Origin of the sequence: Citrobacter sp. MGH104 (assembly GCF_001034485.1) — a bacterium.
GTDB lineage: Bacteria > Pseudomonadota > Gammaproteobacteria > Enterobacterales > Enterobacteriaceae > Citrobacter > Citrobacter freundii.
On the sequence record NZ_KQ089818.1, the window covers coordinates 774,427 to 795,903 of the forward strand.

Sequence of the window (21,477 nt, forward strand, 5' to 3'; positions counted from 1 at the left end):
TTAGACTTACAGCAGGTCGCGGAACTGCGTTTGTTTCAGCGCCAGCTCAACGCCGCGGACTTCTGCCAGTCCTTTCAGGCGACCAATCGCCGAGTAGCCCGGATTGGTTTTCTTGTGTAGATCGTCAAGCATCTGGTGTCCATGATCCGGACGCATCGGGATAGGACGCAGATCGCCCGCCTTTTTACGCCGCTGCTCTTCGCTCAAAATGGCAGCCACCACCGATACCATATCCACATCACCCTGCAGGTGCGCACCTTCATGGAACGTTTTCGGGTTATCTTCACGACAGGTCGAGCGCAGGTGCGTGAAGTGGATACGATCGCCAAAGGTTTCGATCATTTTCACCAGATCGTTATCAGCGCGCACGCCGTAAGAACCGGTACACATGGTGAAACCATTATTAATACTGTCGACGGTTTCTTTCAGCCACTGCATATCTTCGATAGTCGAAACGATACGCGGCAGACCGAGGATCGGGCGCGGCGGATCGTCAGGATGCACGGCCAGACGCACGCCGACTTCTTCTGCCACTGGCACAATCGCCCGCAGGAATACCGCCATATTTTCGCGCAGATCGTCTTTACTGATGCCGTCATATTCAGCAAGGCGCGCACGAAACTGATCCAGCGTATAGCCCTCTTCTGCACCAGGCAGGCCAGCAATGATATTGCGTGTCAGCTTTTCAATTTCTGCATCGCTCATAGCATTGAAGTAGCCCAGCGCCTGGCGTTGTTCTTCGTCGGTATAATCCGCTTCAGCTCCCGGGCGTTGCAGAATGTGCAGCTCGAAAGCTGCAAAGGCAATCTGGTCAAAACGCAGCGCTTTGGAACCATCCGGCAGCTGATATTCGAGGTCGGTACGCGTCCAGTCGAGGATCGGCATGAAGTTATAGCACACGGTATCGATGCCGCAGGTCGCAAGATTACGGATACTCTGCTGATAGTTGGCAATCCACGTTTGATATTGACCTGAACGCGTTTTGATATCTTCGTGGACAGGGATACTTTCCACCACCGACCAGGTCAGCCCTTTTTCAGCCAGAATGGCCTGACGCTGTTGAATTTCTTCTACCGGCCACACTTCACCGTTAGGAATATGGTGCAAGGCGGTTACAACACCCGTTGCGCCAGCCTGACGCACATCATCAAGCGATACCGGATCGTTAGGTCCGTACCAACGCCAGGTTTGTTCCATTGTTTTACCCCACAAGTTGTTATACCAAATTAAATCACCTTAATGACGACTACCATACAGGCATCCGTTAGATGATCAACACATTGCCGGTGATTGGTTGATCAAGCTCACATTCCCCGGATAAATGAGGCACACCAATTCAATTTGCTATCATATAACTTTATACTGCCATTGTTAATTAATGGTTAATCAGGTGTATTTAATGAAAACTATTGCCTCAGCGCCACTGGCGGAAAATGTCATGATGCCGCAGTACGACCGCCAGCAATTAAAAACGCGGATTGTACATTTTGGTTTCGGTGCTTTTCACCGCGCCCATCAGGCGTTACTCACCGACAGGGTGCTGAATGCGCAGGGTGGAGACTGGGGTATTTGTGAGATCAGTCTGTTCAGCGGCGATCGACTGATGAGCCAACTGCGCGAACAGGATCATTTATTTACCGTGCTGGAGAAAGGGGCCAACGGCAACCAACCGATTGTTATCGGCTCCGTCAACGAATGTCTCAACGCCAGGCTGGATTCACTGGCGGCTATTATTGAAAAATTCTGCGAGCCTCAGGTGGCTATTGTCTCGTTAACCATTACGGAAAAAGGCTACTGCATCGATCCGGCTACAGGCTCGTTAGACCTCAGTAATCCACGTATTGCTCACGATCTGCAAACACCGACTGAACCGCACTCTGTCCCAGGAATTATTGTTGAAGCGCTACACCGCCGACGTGAACGCGGGCTACAGCCGTTTACCGTCCTCTCTTGCGATAATATCCCGGACAATGGTCATGTGGTAAAAAACGCCGTACTGGGAATGGCGGAAAAACGTTCACCAGAACTGGCAACCTGGATTCAGGAGCATGTCAGCTTTCCGGGTACCATGGTGGATCGCATTGTTCCTGCCGCTACCGAAGAGTCACTGGCTGAAATCGCACGCGAGCTGGGCGTTGCCGATCCTTGCGCAATCAGCTGCGAACCGTTTATCCAGTGGGTGATTGAAGATAATTTTGTGTGTGGCCGCCCAGAATGGGAAACGGCGGGCGTCCAGATGGTCGAAAACGTCTTGCCGTGGGAACAAATGAAACTGCGGATGCTGAACGGCAGTCATTCGTTTCTGGCTTATCTCGGTTATCTGGCCGGGTTCCAGCACATCAGCGACTGCATGCAGGACAGCGCATTTCGTGAAGCCGCCTACCGTCTGATGCTCAACGAACAGGCGCCTACGCTGCAAATTATCGACGTTGATTTAGACCAGTATGCCCTTAGCCTGTTGGAGCGTTTTGCCAACCCAGCGTTGAAACATAAAACCTGGCAAATTGCGATGGACGGTAGCCAGAAATTACCCCAGCGCATGTTGGAAGGGATCCGCGTACATTTAGCCCGCCAAAGCGAATGGCCGCTGCTGGCGCTCGGTGTCGCAGGCTGGATGCGTTATGTGAGCGGCGTGGATGACTCAGGCGCAGCAATTGATATTCGTGACCCACTAAGTGAGAAAATTGCCGCTCTGGTTAAACAGAGTACTGAATCAGAACGTGTCAGCGCCCTGCTTTCGCTGCGCGAAATTTTCGCTACCGATCTCGTCCAGAATCCGCAGTTTGTCGCGGCCATTCAGCAGGCCTGGCAACGCATTGCCCAATACGGTGCGCATCAGGCTGTCATTGATACGTTAAAAAGTTAACGATTTCTGCCATTAAACAGGACGAAGCGCGTCTTCGTCCTCTCACCCCTTCTCTTTTTCACCGTTTTTCGCCAGGATTGTTAAATGCCATTACGGTAATTTATGAATCTGGAGTAAATGTGACTAAAACCAATCTCATCACCGGTTTTCTCGGCAGTGGCAAAACCACCTCTATTCTTCATTTATTGGCAAACAAAGATCCTGCTGAGAAGTGGGCCGTGCTGGTTAATGAGTTTGGCGAAGTTGGCATTGATGGCGCGCTACTGGCTAACAGCGGTGCGCTGTTAAAAGAGATCCCCGGCGGCTGTATGTGCTGCGTTAACGGTCTGCCGATGCAGGTTGGTCTCAATACGCTGCTACGTCAGGGAAAACCTGACCGTCTGCTCATTGAACCCACCGGCCTCGGCCACCCTAAACAGATTCTGGATTTACTCACCGCACCGGTTTACGAACCGTGGATCGATCTGCGTGCGACCCTCTGTATTCTTGACCCGCGGCTGTTACTGGATGAAAAAAGCGTCGCCAATGACAATTTCCGCGACCAGCTGGCCGCCGCAGATATCATTGTTGCCAACAAAACCGACCGTGCCACGACGGAAAGCGAAAACGCCCTGCAAAGCTGGTGGCAACACTATGGAGGTAATCGCCAGTTAGTTCATGCCGACCATGGACAAATTGACGGACAGCTACTGGATTTGCCCCGGCTAAACCTGGCAGAGCTTCCTGTAAGCGCGGAGCACACCCATAGTCATGCCGACAAAAAGGGGCTGGCAGCGTTGAGCCTACCCGCACAGCAGCGCTGGCGTCGTAGCCTGAACAGCGGACAGGGCCATCAGGCCTGCGGTTGGATTTTTGACGCCGATACGGTGTTCGATACTATCGGTCTGCTGGAATGGTCTCGTCTTGCTCCTGTTGGACGTGTGAAGGGGGTAATGCGTATTAAAGAAGGACTGGTACGCATTAACCGCCAGGGAGACGACTGGCATATAGAGACGCAAAACGTCGCGCCACCAGATAGTCGTATTGAACTCATCGCCGATACCGAGACCGACTGGAATGCGCTGCAGAGCGCATTGTTGAGACTTCGTTTAGGCGCTAGCGCGTAAGGTTGCCTTCGTTTTTTAGCAATGGTAAACGACGATGAAAACCCGATACCCTCTAATCCTCCTGCTTAATATTGTGGGCCTGGCACTGTTTCTGTCCTGGTATATTCCAGCCGGGCATGGGTTCTGGTCTTCACTGGATACGGGCGTTTTCCGCTTCTTTAACCATAAACTGGTGGAAAGCCCGCTGTTCTTATGGGTTGTTGCTATAACCAATAACCGGGCATTTGATGGCTGCTCATTGCTGGCAATGGGCGCATTGATGCTGCACTTTTGGCTCAAAGAGACATCGGAAGGTCGCCGACGCATTGTGGCTATCGGTTTGGTTATGCTGCTTACCGCAGTGATATTAAATCAGCTGGGCCAGGCGCTTATTCCCGTTAAACGTGCCAGCCCAACTCTGATGCTGGATAATATTTATCGCGTCAGTGAACTGCTGCATATTCCGACCAAAGATGCGTCGAAAGACAGTTTTCCTGGCGATCACGGCATGATGTTGCTTATTTTTTCCGCATTCATGCTGCGTTATTTCGGAAAAGTCGCAGGAATAATCGGCCTTATTATCGCTGTGGTTTTTGCCTTCCCACGCGTAATGATTGGCGCCCACTGGCTCACCGATATCGTGGTTGGTTCCATGACGGTGGTCTTGATTGGCCTTCCCTGGTGGCTAATGACGCCATTAAGCGACCGATTAGTCACTCTGTTCGTGAATTATCTACCCGGCAAAAACAAACAATTTTTAAACAAATAACGCAGAGTAATTAACATCATCAGGGATACTTCTGATTCCCTGATGATGCCTGGCAATATTTCATCATTCTGATTGTCATTCTCCTGTCATCTTATTCATGTTTAAAATGAGTAAGTTGCGTATTTTTTACCCTGATTGTTCTTAATTTAGACAATGCCGTTTATTCACTTTCTGTATCAATTTTTCTTATAAGAAATCACGTAAAATCACTCGCATTGACCGGAACGATCGGGTAATCTCGAACACGTTTTGCCTCGCGGGATAATTATTCCCTTTCAGAATAAATTTGTGCGTTCTGCCACAGATTTGACCTTAAGGAATTGTCTCATCGTGCGATGGTAATTAGTCTCGTCACGTTTGGCATTTTTTATAACGATATTTATCGTTAAGGACTTCAAGGGAAAACAAACAAAATGGTCAAATCTCAACCGATTTTGAGATATATCTTGCGGGGCATACCCGCGATAGCAGTTGCGGTTCTGCTTTCTGCATGTAGCACAACGAACACCGCCAGGAATATGCATTCTGAGACGCATGCTGTGGGCAATGGAGATAACTCTTCACTGCAAGCCTCTCAGGATGAATTTGAAAATATGGTACGTAATATCGATGTTAAATCACGTATTATGGACCAATATGCTGACTGGAAAGGCGTGCGTTACCGCCTTGGCGGCAGCACCAAAAAAGGTATTGATTGTTCAAGCTTCGTACAGCGTACGTTTCGTGAGCAATTTGGTTTAGAGCTTCCTCGCTCAACCTATGAACAACAGGAAACGGGTAAATCCGTTTCGCGCACTAATCTGCGTACAGGCGATCTGGTTCTGTTCCGTGCTGGCTCTACTGGCCGACACGTCGGTATTTATATCGGCAACAACCAGTTCGTACATGCCTCGACCAGCAGTGGCGTTATCATTTCCAGCATGAACGAGCCTTACTGGAAAAAACGTTACAACGAAGCTCGCCGGGTTCTGAGCCGCAGTTAATTTCGTTTGGCAGCTATCCCTTGGCTATCCTGATGAGACATATAAAAAAGCACTGCTACGGCGGTGCTTTTTTTTGCTTTGCCCTTGTAACTAAGAAAAATCTCACAACATGAGTCATTTCAGGTTATATTCATACAGGATAAGTGGTTACTTCAGGTAAACATAAGGAACTATGTTAAGGCGCTCCTCTTCTTCCGATCGGAAACTCCTGCTCACCTGCGTTATAACGGGGATAGTCGTCGCGTTACTCGTCAGCTCACTGCAGTTTTTTATGTCATGGCATCAACGAAACGCAAAGTACGACACGCTAACGTCTAACATACAAAACTATATTGAAAGTTTCTTCGCTGACCTTGAAACCACCACCAACACACTGCAACCTCTGGTAAAAGACACCTGCTCGCAAGCTTCAGCTCAACTCACTTCCAGCGCCGCGTTTAGCCTGAATGTGCGGGCCTTTTTGCTGGTAAAAGACGGTATCGCTTTCTGCTCTTCAGCAACCGGTTCAATGAATACGCCTCTTCAGCAATTGGTTCCCGTGCTGGACATGACGAAAGATATCGATATGGATCTCCAGCCCGGTACGCCAATGATGCCGAATAAACCGGCAATACTCATTTGGTATCGCAATCATTCATTACAGAACAGCGGCGTTTTTGCCACCCTGAATGTTAACCTGGCACCCTATCTTCTCTATAACGCCCGGCAAGATGATTTCAACGGTGTGGCACTCATCGTCGGGAAGACGGCTATCACCACGTTTTCCAAACAATTAATCCCCGTGTCTGAACTCCCTGCTCTCCCATCATATAATGCAGCCTTGTCTACATTCCCGTTGGAGGTGCGTTTTTACGCGGATCGGTGGACGTATAAAGATGTTGGATACGCCATCATGCTCGGATGCATGGCCGGGATCATGACCGCTCTCCTTCTCTGGTACTACATCTATGCCGTCCGTTTACGCCCGGGGAAAGATATCCTTAACGCCATCAAACACAATCAGTTTTATGTGGTGTACCAGCCCGTGGTAGAGGTGCAAACGCTGGAGGTGAAAGGTGTTGAGGTACTATTACGCTGGCATCACCCGACCACCGGTGAGATCCCCCCGGATGCCTTTATTCATTACGCAGAATCACAGAAAATGATTGTGCCGCTAACCCAGCACCTCTTTAAGCTGATAGCCCAGGACGCGCCGATGCTGCAAAAAGTGTTACCCGCTGGCGCAAAATTGGGGATCAATATCGCGCCAACGCACTTACACGGCGAGACGTTTAAAGATGATATTCAACGCCTGTACGCCTGCCTTCCCGCGAACTATTTTCAACTGGTGCTGGAAATCACCGAGCGGGATATGCTGCATCAAAACAAGGCAATCGAGCTATTTGAATGGCTGCATTCAGCAGGTTTTGAGATTGCCATTGATGATTTTGGCACCGGTCATAGCGCACTTATTTATCTGGAACGCTTTACCGTTGACTACCTGAAAATCGATCGCGGCTTTATTAACGCCATTGGGACGGAAACCCTGACCTCTCCGGTTCTGGACGCTGTGTTGACACTCTCTAAACGTCTTAATATGCTGACGGTTGCTGAAGGGGTAGAAACACCTGAGCAAGCCCGTTGGCTGCGCGAACGTGGAGTACATTTTTTCCAGGGATACTGGATTAGCCGCCCATTAAAGCTTGCTGATTTCGTGCGTTGGATGGCGCAGCCCAATAAGCCGACGTGGTGATCGCAGTATGCGATTCATATATTCTCACTCGCCGCTACATCTCTTATCTTTCAGGCATGATGCCCGTCGGGTTGTGGCAGGAAAAGGAAATCGCTTTTAATGATCCCTCGCGTATTGCTTCTGTTTATCACCCTCATCGGGTTTAGCGCCCAGGCGCAATCCATCAAAGAAAGCTATGCTTTTGCCGTGCTGGGTGAACCGAAGTACGCGTTTAACTTTAATCACTTCGATTATGTTAATCCCGCAGCCCCTAAAGGTGGTCAAATCACCCTCTCCGCCATTGGCACATTTGACAACTTTAACCGCTATGCAATGCGCGGTAATCCCGGCGCACGTACCGAAACGCTTTACGATACGCTGTTTACAACCTCTGACGATGAGCCTGGTAGCTATTACCCGCTCATTGCCGACAGCGCACGCTATGCTGACGACTATTCCTGGGTAGAAATTGCCATTAATCCACGAGCGCGTTTTCACGATGGATCACCCATTACCGCCCGCGACGTCGCATTCACCTTCCACAAATTTATGACTGAAGGCGTGCCACAGTTTCGTCTGGTCTACAAGGGAACAACGGTAAAAGCCATCGCGCCATTAACCGTACGCATTGAATTAGCCAAACCGAGTAAAGAGGACATGCTCAGCCTGTTTTCATTACCCGTGATGCCAGAGAAGTACTGGAAAGACCATAAGCTCAGCGATCCCTTATCATCGCCACCGCTCGCCAGCGGCCCTTATCGCATTACCAAATGGAAGATGGGCCAGTATATTGTCTATTCGCGCGTCAAAGATTATTGGGCCGCTAATCTACCCGTCAATCGTGGACGCTGGAACTTCGATACCATCCGCTACGACTATTATCTGGATGATAACGTCGCCTTTGAAGCGTTTAAGGCCGGTGCGTTTGATCTGCGTCTTGAAAATGATGCCAAAAACTGGGCGACGCGTTATACCGGGAAAAATTTTGCGAATCATTACATCATCAAAGATGAACAAAAAAATGAATCCGCCCAGGATACGCGCTGGCTGGCTTTTAATATTCAGCGTCCGGTGTTCAGTGACCGACGGGTGCGGGAAGCCATCACGCTGGCCTTTGATTTTGAATGGATGAATAAAGCCCTGTTCTATAACGCCTGGAGCCGGACCAACAGCTATTTTCAGAATACCGAATATGCTGCGACAAATTACCCCGATGCAGATGAGCTGGTGATACTCGCGCCCTTGAAAAAAGATCTCCCTCCTGAGGTCTTCAGCCAAATCTATCAGCCGCCAAAATCAAAAGGCGATGGCTACGATCGTGAGAACTTGCTGAAAGCCGATACCTTACTGGAACAAGCCGGATGGGTACTCAAGGGGCAGCAGCGCGTAAACAGCGTCAGCGGTAAACCTCTGAGCTTTGAACTATTGCTCCCGGCGGGCAGCAACAGTCAGTGGGTGTTGCCGTTCCAGCACAACCTGCAACGCTTAGGCATTACCATGAACATTCGCCAGGTTGATAACTCACAAATCACCAACCGCTTACGCAGTCGCGACTATGACATGATGCCAAGGTTGTATCGCGCAATGCCGTGGCCGAGTTCAGACCTGCAAATTCTGTGGGCTTCTCAATATATTGACTCCAGCTATAACGCCCCCGGTGTGCAAAGCCCGGTTATCGATAAGCTGATCGGTCAAATCATTGCCGCGCAAGGTGATAAAGCCAAACTGATCCCACTCGGCCGGGCACTGGACAGAGTTTTAACCTGGAATTACTACATGTTGCCGATGTGGTTTATGGCCGAGGATCGTATCGCCTGGTGGGACAAATTTTCGCATCCGGCTATTCGCCCAATTTATACCATTGGCCTCGACAACTGGTGGTATGACGTCAACAAAGCGGCGAAACTGCCCGCAGCCAGACGGCAGGGAGAATAGATGGGCGCTTATCTGATTCGACGTCTGCTGCTGGTGATCCCAACGCTTTGGGCCATCATCACCATCAACTTTTTTATCGTGCAAATTGCCCCCGGCGGTCCGGTTGAACAGGCCGTCGCCGCCATTGAGTTCGGGCAAAGCGGGGCATTACCTGGCGCGGGTAGCGAAGGCGTTCGCGCCAGCCATGCGCAAACCGGCGTTGGTAACATCAGCGACAGTAATTATCGCGGCGGCCGGGGTCTGGACCCGGAAGTCATCGCGGAAATCACTCGGCGCTACGGGTTCGATAAGCCCATTCATGAGCGTTATTTCAAAATGCTTTGGGACTATATTCGTTTCGATTTCGGCGACAGCCTGTTTCGTAGCGCCTCTGTGCTGACGCTTATCAAAGACAGCCTGCCGGTTTCCGTTACGCTGGGCCTATGGAGTACGCTCATCATCTATCTGGTGTCGATACCGCTTGGGATCCGCAAAGCGGTTCACAACGGCAGCCGGTTTGATGTCTGGAGTAGCGCATTTATTATTATTGGCTATGCCATTCCGGCCTTTCTGTTTGCCATTTTGCTGATCGTCTTTTTTGCCGGGGGCAGCTACTACGACCTGTTCCCGCTGCGCGGGCTAGTTTCCGCCAATTTTGACTCCCTGCCCTGGTATCAGAAAGTGACCGACTACCTTTGGCATATTACCCTGCCGGTGCTGGCGACGGTAGTTGGTGGGTTTGCCGCGCTGACTATGCTGACCAAGAACTCATTTCTGGATGAGGTGCGCAAACAGTATGTCGTCACCGCACGCGCTAAAGGGGTCAGCGAGAAAAATATTCTGTGGAAACATGTGTTTCGCAATGCCATGTTGCTGGTGATCGCCGGCTTCCCGGCGACGTTTATCAGCATGTTTTTTACCGGTTCGCTGCTGATTGAGGTGATGTTCTCGCTTAACGGTCTGGGACTACTGGGGTATGAATCCACCGTATCGCGCGACTATCCGGTAATGTTTGGCACACTCTATATCTTCACCCTGATCGGTCTGCTGCTGAATATCCTCAGCGACATCAGCTATACGCTGGTCGATCCCCGTATTGATTTTGAGGGACGCTAATGTCGCGATTAAGCCCCGTCAATCAGGCCCGCTGGGCGCGCTTTCGCCACAACCGTCGCGGCTACTGGTCGCTGTGGATTTTTCTGGTGCTGTTCGGTCTTAGTCTGTGTTCAGAACTGATTGCCAATGATAAGCCGTTACTGGTGCGCTACGACAATAGCTGGTATTTCCCCCTGTTCAAAAACTACAGTGAAAGCGACTTCGGCGGACCGCTGGCGACCCGGGCTGATTATCAGGATCCGTGGCTACAGCAGCGCCTAGAAAACCAGGGCTGGATCCTGTGGGCACCAATACGCTTCGGGGCGACCAGCATTAACTTTGCCACCGATAAGCCCTTCCCTTCCCCGCCTTCTGCACAAAACTGGCTGGGAACAGACGCCAACGGCGGTGATGTACTGGCACGGATCCTCTACGGCACACGTATTTCTGTCTTATTTGGCTTAATGCTCACCCTGTGTTCGAGCGTGATGGGCATTATGGCTGGCGCAATACAGGGCTATTATGGCGGCAAGGTGGACCTGTGGGGGCAACGATTCATTGAAGTTTGGTCCGGTATGCCAACGCTGTTTCTCATCATTCTACTGTCGAGCGTTGTCCAGCCTAACTTCTGGTGGCTGCTGGGTATTACCGTGCTGTTTGGCTGGATGAGCCTGGTTGGCGTGGTGCGCGCGGAGTTTTTACGTACCCGAAACTTTGATTATATTCGTGCCGCTCAGGCGCTCGGCGTGGGCGATAGCAGTATTATTCTGCGCCATATGCTACCCAATGCGATGGTTGCCGCTCTGACCTTTTTACCGTTTATTTTGTGCGCCTCGATAACCACTCTAACCTCGCTGGATTTTCTTGGGTTTGGCTTACCGCTTGGCTCGCCATCGCTCGGAGAACTTCTGTTACAGGGTAAAAACAACCTGCAGGCGCCGTGGCTTGGCATCACCGCGTTCATCTCCGTTGCCCTGCTCTTATCGCTTCTGATCTTTATTGGTGAAGCGGTACGCGACGCGTTCGATCCCAACAAGGCGATTTAAGATGACACAACCTCTGTTAGCTATTGACAATTTATCGGTAGGTTTTCGTCAACAAGAGACCGTGCGCACCGTGGTCAACAGTCTGTCACTGCGCGTTGATGCCGGACAAACGCTGGCGCTGGTGGGTGAGTCCGGCTCAGGTAAAAGCGTGACCGCGCTATCTATTTTACGGTTATTGCCCTCCCCTCCGGTCGTCTACCTTTCCGGCGACATCCGTTTTCATGGTGAATCATTACTTCACGCCGATGAGCAAACGCTTCGCGGCGTGCGGGGGAATAAAATCGCCATGATTTTCCAGGAACCAATGGTGTCACTGAACCCGCTTCACAATCTGGAAAAACAGCTTTATGAAGTGCTGTCGCTGCATAGGGGAATGCGTCGGGAGGCCGCGCGAGCAGAAATCCTGACCTGTCTGGATCGCGTTGGCATCCGTCAGGCGGCCAAACGTCTCGCAGACTACCCGCACCAACTGTCCGGCGGGGAACGCCAGCGCGTGATGATCGCCATGGCATTGCTAACACGACCGGAGCTGCTGATTGCCGATGAACCGACTACCGCGCTGGACGTTTCCGTTCAGGCACAGATCCTGCAACTGCTGAGGGAACTACAGCGCGAGCTGAACATGGGATTACTGTTCATCACCCACAACCTCAGTATTGTGAAAAAGCTGGCCGATACCGTGGCGGTCATGCAAAACGGTCAGTGCGTTGAGCAAAATAAAGCAGCACAGTTGCTCACTGCGCCCACGCATCCCTACACACAGAAGTTGCTAAACAGTGAACCTTCCGGCGACCCGGTACCTTTACCGGCCGGACAAGCCCCGCTGCTGGAAGTGGAAAAACTGCACGTCGCCTTCCCCATCCGCAAAGGTATCCTGAAGCGTGTGGTGGACCACAACGTCGTGGTTAACAATATCAGTTTCTCTCTGCGGCCCGGTGAAACGCTGGGGTTGGTAGGTGAGTCTGGGTCGGGGAAAAGCACTACCGGACTGGCGCTCCTGAGGTTAATCTCCTCACAGGGAAGTATTGTGTTCGATGGTCAGGCGCTGCATACCTTAAATCGTCGCCAGCTGTTGCCGGTCCGTCACCGTATTCAGGTGGTATTTCAGGATCCCAACTCCTCGCTTAACCCACGCCTGAGCGTGCTACAGATTATCGAGGAGGGGTTACGCGTTCATCAGCCAACCCTGTCAGCCGAACAACGCGAGGCGCAGGTGAAAGCGGTGATGACGGAAGTGGGACTGGATAGCGAAACGCGGCATCGTTATCCGGCTGAGTTTTCCGGCGGTCAGCGTCAACGTATTGCCATCGCCAGAGCATTGATTCTCAAACCTTCCTTGATTATCCTGGATGAGCCAACATCATCGCTAGACAGAACCGTACAGGCGCAAATCCTGACGTTGTTAAAGTCCTTACAGGAAAAGCATCGGCTGGCTTATATTTTTATCAGCCATGATTTGCACGTAGTACGCGCGTTATGCCATCAGGTTATTGTGCTACGTCAGGGAGAGGTTGTGGAGCAAGGGCAATGCGAGCACGTATTTAACGCGCCACAGCAAGCCTATACGCGTCAGCTGCTTGCGCTAAGCTGACGCTCAAAACGGATTGTTATTTGAAAACGGCTCTGCGATGGCCACGCCGAAGTTTTTCAGTCTGCAGGTCGCGGCAAATTCATCCTGGCGATTCACAAACAGGCACGGCTCCCCTTCGCATTCCAGTACAGAACAAGGAACCTCAATGTCGCTGAGGGCCTGGCTGAGCTTATGCATGACTGACCATGCGCTGTCACCATCAGGGCTGAGCAATTTGAGCGCCACCAGGCTGTTCTCATTGCTCTGACCGTTTTGCGGAATCGGTTCAACCTTTGAACCTGCGAAACCCACCGACCAACGATAGCTCTGCGGCAGACGATGAACGATTGAGAGTTGTAATGTCATCACTTTCTTTCCCTGGAAGCACAATCACTTCACAATTATTTTACATCAATATTAACACATCATTGACAATACGTCTTCAGACAGTTGGTAAACGTTTACACCCTGTCTTTATGCCGCTTTCCGAACCAGGTAATTAAAATTATTCAATAGTTCCGGCATATTTCCGGGCTATATGTACTCGTTTCTGCGATCTAACTCAACCTTTTTAACTACAATGATGTGACTTTTTACATAAATTGATTTTACATAAAATAAACATAACCAGGGGAACTGATAGATTTGCGGTTGATGTATATCAACTCTGGAGGCCTTATGGCCCCCAGGATGTGTAATAGATCACCGTTTTTGGGCGCGACTGGCGTAAAGACAGAAGAGAATTGAACAGGTAGCGCAAAATGCGATCGACCATATCATTGGCCAGGCCGAGTTAAAGGTCGCCAGAGACAACAGCGCCCCAACGATGGCACCAATGCCGAAGCGGAATGTCCCTGCCAGCGATGACGCCGTTCCCGCCATATGTGGAAATTCATCCAGAATAACCGCCATAGCGTTAGATGACACCATCGACACACAGCCAACAAATGCCGCAACGCCCACGACCAGGGCCCAGAACCCCAACCCAAACAGTGTGCTAAAGACCATCCAGCCTGCCATCACGAACTGGATCCACAGACCAGTACGGAACATATTCAATGCCCCAACCCGACGCACAAAGCGGCTGTTGATGATAGTCATCACGAACAGGAATACGATGTTCAGTGCGAAGTAATAACCGAAATGTTGCGGTGAAACGTGGTTGATCTCAATGTAGACAAAGGGGCCGGCGCTCAAAAACGAGAACATCCCGGCAAAACTGAATCCGCTGGCCAGCATATAGCTCAGCACACGTTTATGACGAAACAGCGAGGCAAAGTTGCCAATAGTAGTACGCAGGCGAAATGGCTGGCGACGCTCTACCGGCAGAGTCTCTTTGATCAGTGTAAGGATCATCACCGACGCCAGAATAGCCGCCATGGCGAGGATCCAAAAGATATAGTGCCAGCTCAGCCATACCAGCACCCAGCCACCGATAATCGGTGCCATTAATGGCGCAATTGTCGTGACCAGCATGACGAATGACATCATGCGCGAAAACTCTTCTTTCGGATAGATATCACGCATCAGGGCGTTGATAACCACGCTCGCTGCAGCAGCAGCCAGGCCGTGGAAGAAACGCATCACAATCAGTTGATCGATGGTTTGCGCCAGTGCGCAGGCCACAGCCGCCGCCGCAAACACCAGCGTCCCGCCCAGGATCACTGGCTTGCGTCCAAGGCTGTCTGCCATTGGCCCATAGAACAGTTGCCCCACTGCGAACCCCAGAATATAGGTACTGAGGGTCATCTGCGCGCTACCTGCTGGCACACCAAACTGTTCAGAGATAACAGGCAGCGCCGGAAGATACATATCAATCGACAACGGCATCAACATGGCTAACAAGCCAAGGATAAAGACAATGGCAATTGACGAGTTCTGCCGGGTGGTCACATTTAGCTCCTGAAATTAACGCGGGGTTAAGTTAACGCTGGCGATTTCTTCTTCAGTCAAAGGACGGTATTCACCTGGCGCCAGATCCTCATCAAGCCAGATGTCACCAATCCGTTCACGGTGCAGTTCCACAACGTGGTTACCCACCGCGGCAAACATACGTTTAACCTGATGATAGCGCCCTTCGCTGATGGTCAAGCGCACCTGAGTTGGCGTAATCACTTCCAGCACGGCCGGTTTGGTCAGGTCTTTCTCATTGTGCAACTGTACGCCATGGGCAAACTGTTCGGCGGTATCATCTGCCACTGGCGACTCCAGCGTCACCAGATAGGTTTTCTCACAATGGTGACGAGGAGAGGTGATGCGATGCGACCACTGTCCGTCATCGGTCATCATCACCAGTCCAGTGGTGTCGATATCCAGACGCCCTGCCGCATGCAGTTTGTAGGCAACCGGTTCATCAAGGAAATAGAGCACCGTCGGGTGATCGGGATCATCCGTTGAGCAAACATAACCCTGAGGCTTATTCAGCATAAAATAGCGCGGGCCATTTTGTTGAACCAGGGAATTACCGTCATATTCTACGTCGTGTTCTGGCAGCAGCTTAAAAGCGCTATTTCTGACGATTTCACCGTCGACGGTAACGCGGTTAGCACGGATCTCACGCCCGGCAATAGCGCGGCTGACGCCGAGTTGCTGAGCGATAAATTTATCAAGTCGCATGTGTGTGATTTTGCCTGTAAAAATACGAGAATCGGGTTTACGCCCGAAAAGTGGGACCGTTATCCGCCCAGTATAGCGGCGTTACACCATCCCTCAAGAGAAATGATTCATGGCATACTACTCCTTGTTATTGTTTATTATAGTGAGCCCATGATTTTTACTCTTCGCCCGTACCAAAAAGAAGCCGTGGACGCCACGCTCAACCATTTTCGCCACCACCGCACCCCGGCGGTTATCGTCCTGCCAACCGGCGCGGGCAAAAGTCTGGTGATTGCCGAGCTGGCCCGCGTGGCGCGTGGTCGCGTACTGGTACTGGCGCACGTCAAAGAACTGGTCGCACAAAACCATGCGAAATATTGTGCGCTGGGGCTGGAAGCCGATATTTTTGCCGCAGGCCTGAAGCGTAAAGAGAGCCACGGGAAAGTGGTATTTGGCAGCGTACAGTCGGTAGCGCGTAATCTGGACGCCTTTCAGGGAGAATTCTCCCTGCTTATCGTCGATGAATGCCATCGCATTGGCGATGATGAAGAGAGTCAGTATCAGCAAATCCTCACTCACCTGACCAAAGTAAATCCTCACTTACGCCTGCTCGGACTTACCGCCACACCTTTTCGTTTGGGCAAAGGCTGGATTTATCATTTTCATTATCACGGAATGGTGCGCGGCGATGAAAAAGCACTGTTTCGCGACTGCATTTATGAATTACCGCTGCGCTACATGATTAAACACGGCTACCTGACACCGCCAGAACGCCTCGACATGCCGGTAGTGCAATATGACTTCAGCCGCCTGCAGGCGCAAAGTAACGGCCTGTTTAGCGAAGCGGACCTGAATCAGGAACTGAAAAAGCAGCAGCGAATAACGCCGCATATCATCAGCCAGATTGTCGAGTTTGCCCAGACGCGTAAAGGGGTGATGATTTTCGCCGCCACAGTTGAACACGCCAAAGAAATTCTGGGTCTGCTACCTGCTGACGACGCCGCACTTATCACCGGAGACACGCCTGGCGCCGAACGCGACGTGCTGATTGAAGAGTTCAAAGCCCAACGTTTTCGCTATCTGGTGAATGTGTCGGTCCTGACCACTGGCTTCGATGCCCCGCACGTCGACCTTATCGCCATTCTTCGCCCGACCGAGTCAGTTAGCCTTTACCAACAAATTGTCGGTCGTGGGCTGCGCCTGGCGCCGGATAAAACCGACTGTCTGATCCTCGATTACGCTGGTAACCCGCACGACCTGTACGCGCCGGAAGTTGGTGCGCCGAAAGGGAAAAGCGACAACGTTCCGGTACAGGTGTTCTGTCCTGCCTGCGGCTTTGCCAACACCTTCTGGGGCAAAACAACGGCCGACGGCACGCTGATTGAGCACTTTGGCCGCCGCTGTCAGGGATGGTTTGAAGATGATGACGGCCATCGCGAACAGTGCGATTTTCGTTTCCGTTTTAAAAACTGCCCGCAGTGCAACGCGGAAAATGACATCGCCGCCCGCCGTTGTAGGGAGTGCGACGCGGTACTGGTTGACCCGGATGACATGCTGAAAGCCGCGCTCAGGCTTAAAGATGCGCTGGTTCTGCGCTGCAGCGGGATGGCGCTACAAAATGGGCAGGATGAAAAAGGCGAATGGCTGAAAATTACCTATTACGATGAAGATGGCGCTGACGTCAGCGAACGCTTTCGCCTGCATACTCCCGCGCAGCGTACAGCCTTCGAGCAACTGTTTATTCGCCCGCATACCCGAACGCCTGGCATTCCCTTACGCTGGATAACCGCCGCCGATATCCTCGCCCAGCAGGCGCTGTTACGTCATCCTGATTTCGTGGTCGCGCGCATGAAAGGTCAGTACTGGCAGGTCCGTGAAAAGGTCTTCGATTATGAAGGACGCTTTCGTCGGGCACATGAATTACGCGGTTAATCGTACTTTTGATTGATGTACCAGCTGTTTGAGTATAGAATCTCGCCCGCTTTTGCATACGCAAAGCAGATCACTTACCTGTTGCTGGGTCGCCTGTAGCAGGAATTATTAAAGAGAGATTTAAATGTTTACTATCAACGCTGAAGTACGTAAAGAGCAGGGTAAGGGTGCGAGCCGCCGCCTGCGTGCCGCTAACAAGTTCCCGGCAATCATCTACGGTGGCGCAGAAGCCCCGATTGCTATCGAACTGGATCACGATGCAGTTATGAACATGCAAGCTAAAGCTGAATTCTACAGCGAAGTTCTGACCATCGTTGTTGACGGTAAAGAAGTTAAAGTTAAAGCTCAGGCTGTACAGCGTCACCCGTTCAAGCCGAAGCTGTCTCACATCGACTTCGTTCGCGCGTAATCGCAAACAAGTTGAAGAAAAACCCCGCCAAGGCGGGGTTTTTTTATGGGATTTTGTAATCGATACTGATGGTTCTCGTCGACCGGATAAGGCGTTTACGCTCTCACCCGGCAAACGGTTTTATTTCCCGCCCGACGTGCGACGCTGCAGCTGGTCGCGCAGGTTCGGCGGCGTACCTTTGATGGTCAAAGTATCTGTAGCCGGATCCCAGAAAATACGTTCACCCAGTAGCATGGCGTCGAAGTTGATGGTTAACCCACCGCCGCTTCCGGCAAATTTGGTTAACTGACGCAGCGTACTGCGATCTGCCGGGAAGCTCTCTTCCAGCTCGTAGCCTTTATCAGCGGTAAATTCGCTGAAGCTAACTTCACTGACGCCGGAAAGCTCTTTGGACAGCGACTCCAGCTCGATCTCTTCACCGGCTTGTAGCTGTTCGTTGCAGTAGCTGTACACCTGCTGACGCACGTTCTGGCGTTCAGCTTTATCGAGCTGCGCCTCGGCAGTAAAGTCATCGACCGCCTGCAGCAGGCCACGGTTTTGCGCTTTGGCGTTCAGACCTTCGCTGGCACCGAGGAAATCCATAAAGAAATCGGCGACTTTGCGCCCTACCCGCCCTTTCAGGAACGTCAGATAGCGCGTGGACTCCGGATTGGTTTCCCACTCGGTTAAATCAATACGCGCCACGATATCCGCATGATTAATGTCCAGATAGTGCGTCGGATTGATATCCAGATTTTCATTGACGCGCATGCTGCTTAAATTGTTCAGCACGGCGACCAACAGATACTCTACCGCCAGATAGCGGTAATGGCAGAACAGGACAATGCCGCCGTCGGCAAAAGGATATTTCGCCAGCTCGTCCCGCAAGCGTCCGGTCGCGGCACGACTAAATGCCAGAAAATCCTCTTCGCCCTGACGCTGTAAACGCAGCGTTTGTGCCAGTTCACTCTCTTCGCTAAACAGGCCATAAGCTTTATTCTTGGCGCTATATACCCGATGCAGCTCAGCCATCATATCGACAACCGTCGCTGTCGGTTCCAGTAATGAATCGCGCAAGACCAGCTCAAGGTTCTGCTCGTCACGTTTGATAAGCTGGTGCAGGGCAATCTGGTTGATATCCAGACTCATGATAAACTCTCCTTTTAGACCGGGCGGTATTCAACCACCTGCCGGGCAGTGACGCAATAGAAGATAAAAAAGCAGAAAAAAAACTGTCTGTACGGTAATATGTTGCCCTTTCATGAACAGACTGATTTCGATTTATGCCACAAATTTCCCGCTATAGTGACGAACACGTTGAACAACTGCTGAATGAGATGCTCAACGTACTGGAAAAACATAAGGCGCCGACCGACCTTTCCCTGATGGTACTGGGAAATATGGTGACTAACCTTATCAATACAAGCATCGCACCGGCCCAGCGCCAGGCGATTGCCAACTCTTTTGCCCGCGCATTACAGTCTTCGGTAAACGACGACCAAGCGCATTAAGAGCCTGCTCCGGGGAAACGAACAACAGTTTATGGTAACTCATCGTCAGCGCTACCGTGAGAAAGTCTCCCAGATGGTTAGCTGGGGGCACTGGTTTGCCTTGTTCAACATTCTGTTGGCCGTGGTACTCGGTAGCCGTTACCTGTTTGTCGCCGACTGGCCGACAACGCTTGCAGGTCGTATTTATTCCTATGTAAGCCTGGTCGGACATTTTAGTTTTCTGGTGTTTGCCACCTATCTACTAATCCTGTTTCCCCTGACGTTTATCGTCATGTCCCAGAGGCTGATGCGATTCTTATCAGCTATTCTGGCGACGGTGGGCATGACGCTGTTGCTAATCGACAGCGAAGTTTTCACCCGCTTTCATTTGCACCTCAACCCGATCGTCTGGGAACTGGTCATCAATCCTGACCAGAATGAAGCGGCGCGTGACTGGCAACTGATGTTTATCAGCGTGCCAGTGATTCTGTTAATTGAAATGCTGTTTGCGACCTGGAGCTGGCAAAAGCTGCGTAGCCTGACGCGTCGTCGCCACTTCGCCAAACCGTTAGCCGCATTCTTCTTCATTTGCTTTATCGCCTCGCACGTGGTGTATATCTGGGCGGATGCCAATTTCTATCGCCCGATTACCATGCAGCGCGCGAATCTGCCGCTCTCCTACCCGATGACGGCGCGTAAGTTCCTGGAAAAACATGGTCTGCTGGATGCGCAAGAGTATCAGCGTCGCCTGATCGAGCAGGGGAATCCGGAAGCAGTTTCCGTGCAGTACCCGCTGAGCGAACTGCGCTATCGCGATATGGGCACCGGCCAGAACGTCCTGCTGATCACCGTCGACGGCCTGAACTATTCACGCTTTGAAAAGCAGATGCCTGCGCTGGCTGAATTCGCCGGGCAGAATATCTCCTTTACGCGTCACATGAGCACTGGCAACACCACGGATAACGGGATTTTTGGCCTGTTTTACGGCGTCTCACCAAGCTACATGGATGGGATTTTATCGACCCGAACGCCTGCGGCGTTGATTTCCGCGCTGAACCAGCAGGGCTATCAGTTAGGGCTATTCTCCTCGGATGGCTTTACCAGCCCGCTTTATCGCCAGGCGCTGCTGTCAGATTTCTCCATGCCAAGCGTGCAGACGCAATCTGACGACCAAACCGCAAGCCAGTGGATTAACTGGCTGGGACGCTACGCGCAGGAAGATAACCGCTGGTTCTCGTGGGTCTCCTTTAACGGGACCAACCTTGATGAGAGTAACCAGAAGAATTTTGCCAAACGCTATGCCAGCGCCGCTCAGGATGTGGATGCCAACATTAACCGCATTCTGAGCGCCCTGCGCGACTCCGGCAAACTGAACAATACGGTGGTGATTATTACCGCTGGTCGGGGCGTGCCGCTGACGCAGGAAGAGAACAGCTTTGCCTGGTCGCGAGGCCATCTGCAGGTTCCTCTGGTTATTCACTGGCCGGGAACGCCTGCTCAGCGCATCAATAGCCTGACCGATCATACGGACCTGATGACAACGCTGATGCAGCGCCTGCTGCACGTCAGTACACCTGCTAACGAATACTCGCAGGGGCAGGATCTGTTCAATGCAACCCGCCGCCATTACTGGGTTACTGCCGCTGACGGCAGCACGATGGCCGTTACCACACCCGAGATGACGCTGGTGCTGAACAACAACGGTAATTATCAGACCTATAATTTGCGCGGCGAGAAAATAAAAGATCAGAAACCGCAGCTAAGTCTGCTGTTACAGGTTCTGACGGATGAGAAGCGATTTATTGCTAACTGATTAATTATAAATCAGTTAGCAAGACATGCTCTTGCATTCGTAGCGGAAAGCAGTAGTATTAGCAGCCATAGCGTCGGCACGTAGCGCAGCCTGGTAGCGCACCGTCATGGGGTGTCGGGGGTCGGAGGTTCAAATCCTCTCGTGCCGACCAAAAATCCCAAAAAAAACCAACCTTAGGGTTGGTTTTTTTATGTCTGAGATTCATCATTCCTGAGTATTA

Annotated in this window: 18 protein-coding genes and 1 tRNA gene; 14 read left to right on the forward strand and 5 right to left on the reverse strand. The window is 51.5% G+C overall.

The window, feature by feature from the left end; genetic code table 11:
- Positions 1-6: 6 nt before the first annotated feature.
- Positions 7-1,197 (reverse strand): mannonate dehydratase, encoded by a 1,191-nt coding sequence (gene uxuA / locus SK34_RS03690; RefSeq protein ID WP_048232404.1) that lies wholly within the window; start codon positions 1,195-1,197, stop codon positions 7-9.
- Positions 1,198-1,399: 202 nt separating this feature from the next.
- Here uxuA and SK34_RS03695 point away from each other — a divergent pair, with 202 nt between their 5' ends.
- The 9 genes from SK34_RS03695 (at position 1,400) to yejF (ending at position 13,060) form a co-directional block, all read left to right on the forward strand.
- The gene (locus SK34_RS03695; protein WP_044701134.1) at positions 1,400-2,866 is read left to right on the forward strand and encodes a mannitol dehydrogenase family protein; all 1,467 of its coding nucleotides are present in this window, start codon (positions 1,400-1,402) and stop codon (positions 2,864-2,866) included.
- A gap of 119 nt (positions 2,867-2,985) precedes the next feature.
- On the forward strand, positions 2,986-3,972 hold the full coding sequence (locus SK34_RS03700; protein WP_044701137.1) for a CobW family GTP-binding protein: 987 nt from the start codon (positions 2,986-2,988) through the stop codon (positions 3,970-3,972).
- 34 nt (positions 3,973-4,006) lie between these two features.
- The gene (locus tag SK34_RS03705; protein ID WP_003840063.1) at positions 4,007-4,720 is read left to right on the forward strand and encodes a phosphatase PAP2 family protein; all 714 of its coding nucleotides are present in this window, start codon (positions 4,007-4,009) and stop codon (positions 4,718-4,720) included.
- 413 nt (positions 4,721-5,133) lie between these two features.
- The gene (gene mepS, locus SK34_RS03710) at positions 5,134-5,703 is read left to right on the forward strand and encodes a bifunctional murein DD-endopeptidase/murein LD-carboxypeptidase (protein ID WP_003027474.1); all 570 of its coding nucleotides are present in this window, start codon (positions 5,134-5,136) and stop codon (positions 5,701-5,703) included.
- A gap of 172 nt (positions 5,704-5,875) precedes the next feature.
- Entirely contained in the window at positions 5,876-7,435 is a 1,560-nt protein-coding gene (locus tag SK34_RS03715; RefSeq protein WP_003840059.1) for a cyclic di-GMP phosphodiesterase, read from the forward strand.
- Positions 7,436-7,534: 99 nt separating this feature from the next.
- The gene (locus tag SK34_RS03720; RefSeq protein WP_048232405.1) at positions 7,535-9,349 is read left to right on the forward strand and encodes an extracellular solute-binding protein; all 1,815 of its coding nucleotides are present in this window, start codon (positions 7,535-7,537) and stop codon (positions 9,347-9,349) included.
- On the forward strand, positions 9,350-10,444 hold the full coding sequence (locus SK34_RS03725) for a microcin C ABC transporter permease YejB (RefSeq protein WP_003834575.1): 1,095 nt from the start codon (positions 9,350-9,352) through the stop codon (positions 10,442-10,444). It abuts the gene before it with no gap.
- Positions 10,444-11,469: an ABC transporter permease gene (locus SK34_RS03730; protein ID WP_032936628.1), complete on the forward strand. Its 1,026-nt coding sequence runs from the start codon at positions 10,444-10,446 to the stop codon at positions 11,467-11,469. Before SK34_RS03725 ends, SK34_RS03730 begins: the two co-directional genes overlap by 1 nt.
- Position 11,470: 1 nt before the next feature.
- Complete coding sequence (gene yejF, locus SK34_RS03735) at positions 11,471-13,060, forward strand: microcin C ABC transporter ATP-binding protein YejF (protein ID WP_044701144.1); 1,590 nt, start codon at positions 11,471-11,473, stop codon at positions 13,058-13,060.
- 3 nt (positions 13,061-13,063) lie between these two features.
- On the opposite strand, the gene SK34_RS03740 is transcribed toward yejF, so the two are convergent.
- The 3 genes from SK34_RS03740 to rsuA all read right to left on the reverse strand — a co-directional run bounded on the left by SK34_RS03740 (position 13,064) and on the right by rsuA (position 15,655).
- Complete coding sequence (locus SK34_RS03740) at positions 13,064-13,408, reverse strand: YejG family protein (RefSeq protein WP_085951589.1); 345 nt, start codon at positions 13,406-13,408, stop codon at positions 13,064-13,066.
- Between the two features lie 333 nt (positions 13,409-13,741).
- Positions 13,742-14,932: a Bcr/CflA family multidrug efflux MFS transporter gene (locus SK34_RS03745; RefSeq protein ID WP_003027494.1), complete on the reverse strand. Its 1,191-nt coding sequence runs from the start codon at positions 14,930-14,932 to the stop codon at positions 13,742-13,744.
- A gap of 15 nt (positions 14,933-14,947) precedes the next feature.
- Positions 14,948-15,655 carry a 16S rRNA pseudouridine(516) synthase RsuA gene (rsuA, locus tag SK34_RS03750; RefSeq protein ID WP_048232406.1) on the reverse strand — a complete coding sequence of 236 codons (708 nt, stop codon included), beginning with the start codon at positions 15,653-15,655 and terminating at the stop codon, positions 14,948-14,950.
- A gap of 150 nt (positions 15,656-15,805) precedes the next feature.
- Here rsuA and SK34_RS03755 point away from each other — a divergent pair, with 150 nt between their 5' ends.
- Positions 15,806-17,566, forward strand: coding sequence for a DNA repair helicase RadD (locus tag SK34_RS03755; protein WP_003840048.1), 1,761 nt, complete (start codon positions 15,806-15,808; stop codon positions 17,564-17,566).
- Between the two features lie 124 nt (positions 17,567-17,690).
- Positions 17,691-17,975 (forward strand): 50S ribosomal protein L25, encoded by a 285-nt coding sequence (rplY, locus tag SK34_RS03760; RefSeq protein ID WP_003027502.1) that lies wholly within the window; start codon positions 17,691-17,693, stop codon positions 17,973-17,975.
- A 120-nt stretch (positions 17,976-18,095) separates the two neighbouring features.
- On the opposite strand, the gene yejK is transcribed toward rplY, so the two are convergent.
- On the reverse strand, positions 18,096-19,103 hold the full coding sequence (gene yejK, locus SK34_RS03765) for a nucleoid-associated protein YejK (RefSeq protein ID WP_003027504.1): 1,008 nt from the start codon (positions 19,101-19,103) through the stop codon (positions 18,096-18,098).
- 134 nt (positions 19,104-19,237) lie between these two features.
- Between yejK and SK34_RS03770 the strand changes: the two genes are divergently transcribed.
- From SK34_RS03770 to SK34_RS03780, 3 genes are all read left to right on the forward strand, one after another.
- Positions 19,238-19,465: a YejL family protein gene (locus tag SK34_RS03770; RefSeq protein ID WP_003027506.1), complete on the forward strand. Its 228-nt coding sequence runs from the start codon at positions 19,238-19,240 to the stop codon at positions 19,463-19,465.
- A 31-nt stretch (positions 19,466-19,496) separates the two neighbouring features.
- Positions 19,497-21,257 carry an LPS biosynthesis-modulating metalloenzyme YejM gene (gene yejM / locus SK34_RS03775; protein ID WP_016150675.1) on the forward strand — a complete coding sequence of 587 codons (1,761 nt, stop codon included), beginning with the start codon at positions 19,497-19,499 and terminating at the stop codon, positions 21,255-21,257.
- 74 nt (positions 21,258-21,331) lie between these two features.
- Positions 21,332-21,408: transfer RNA gene (locus tag SK34_RS03780), tRNA-Pro, on the forward strand.
- Positions 21,409-21,477 lie beyond the last annotated feature (69 nt).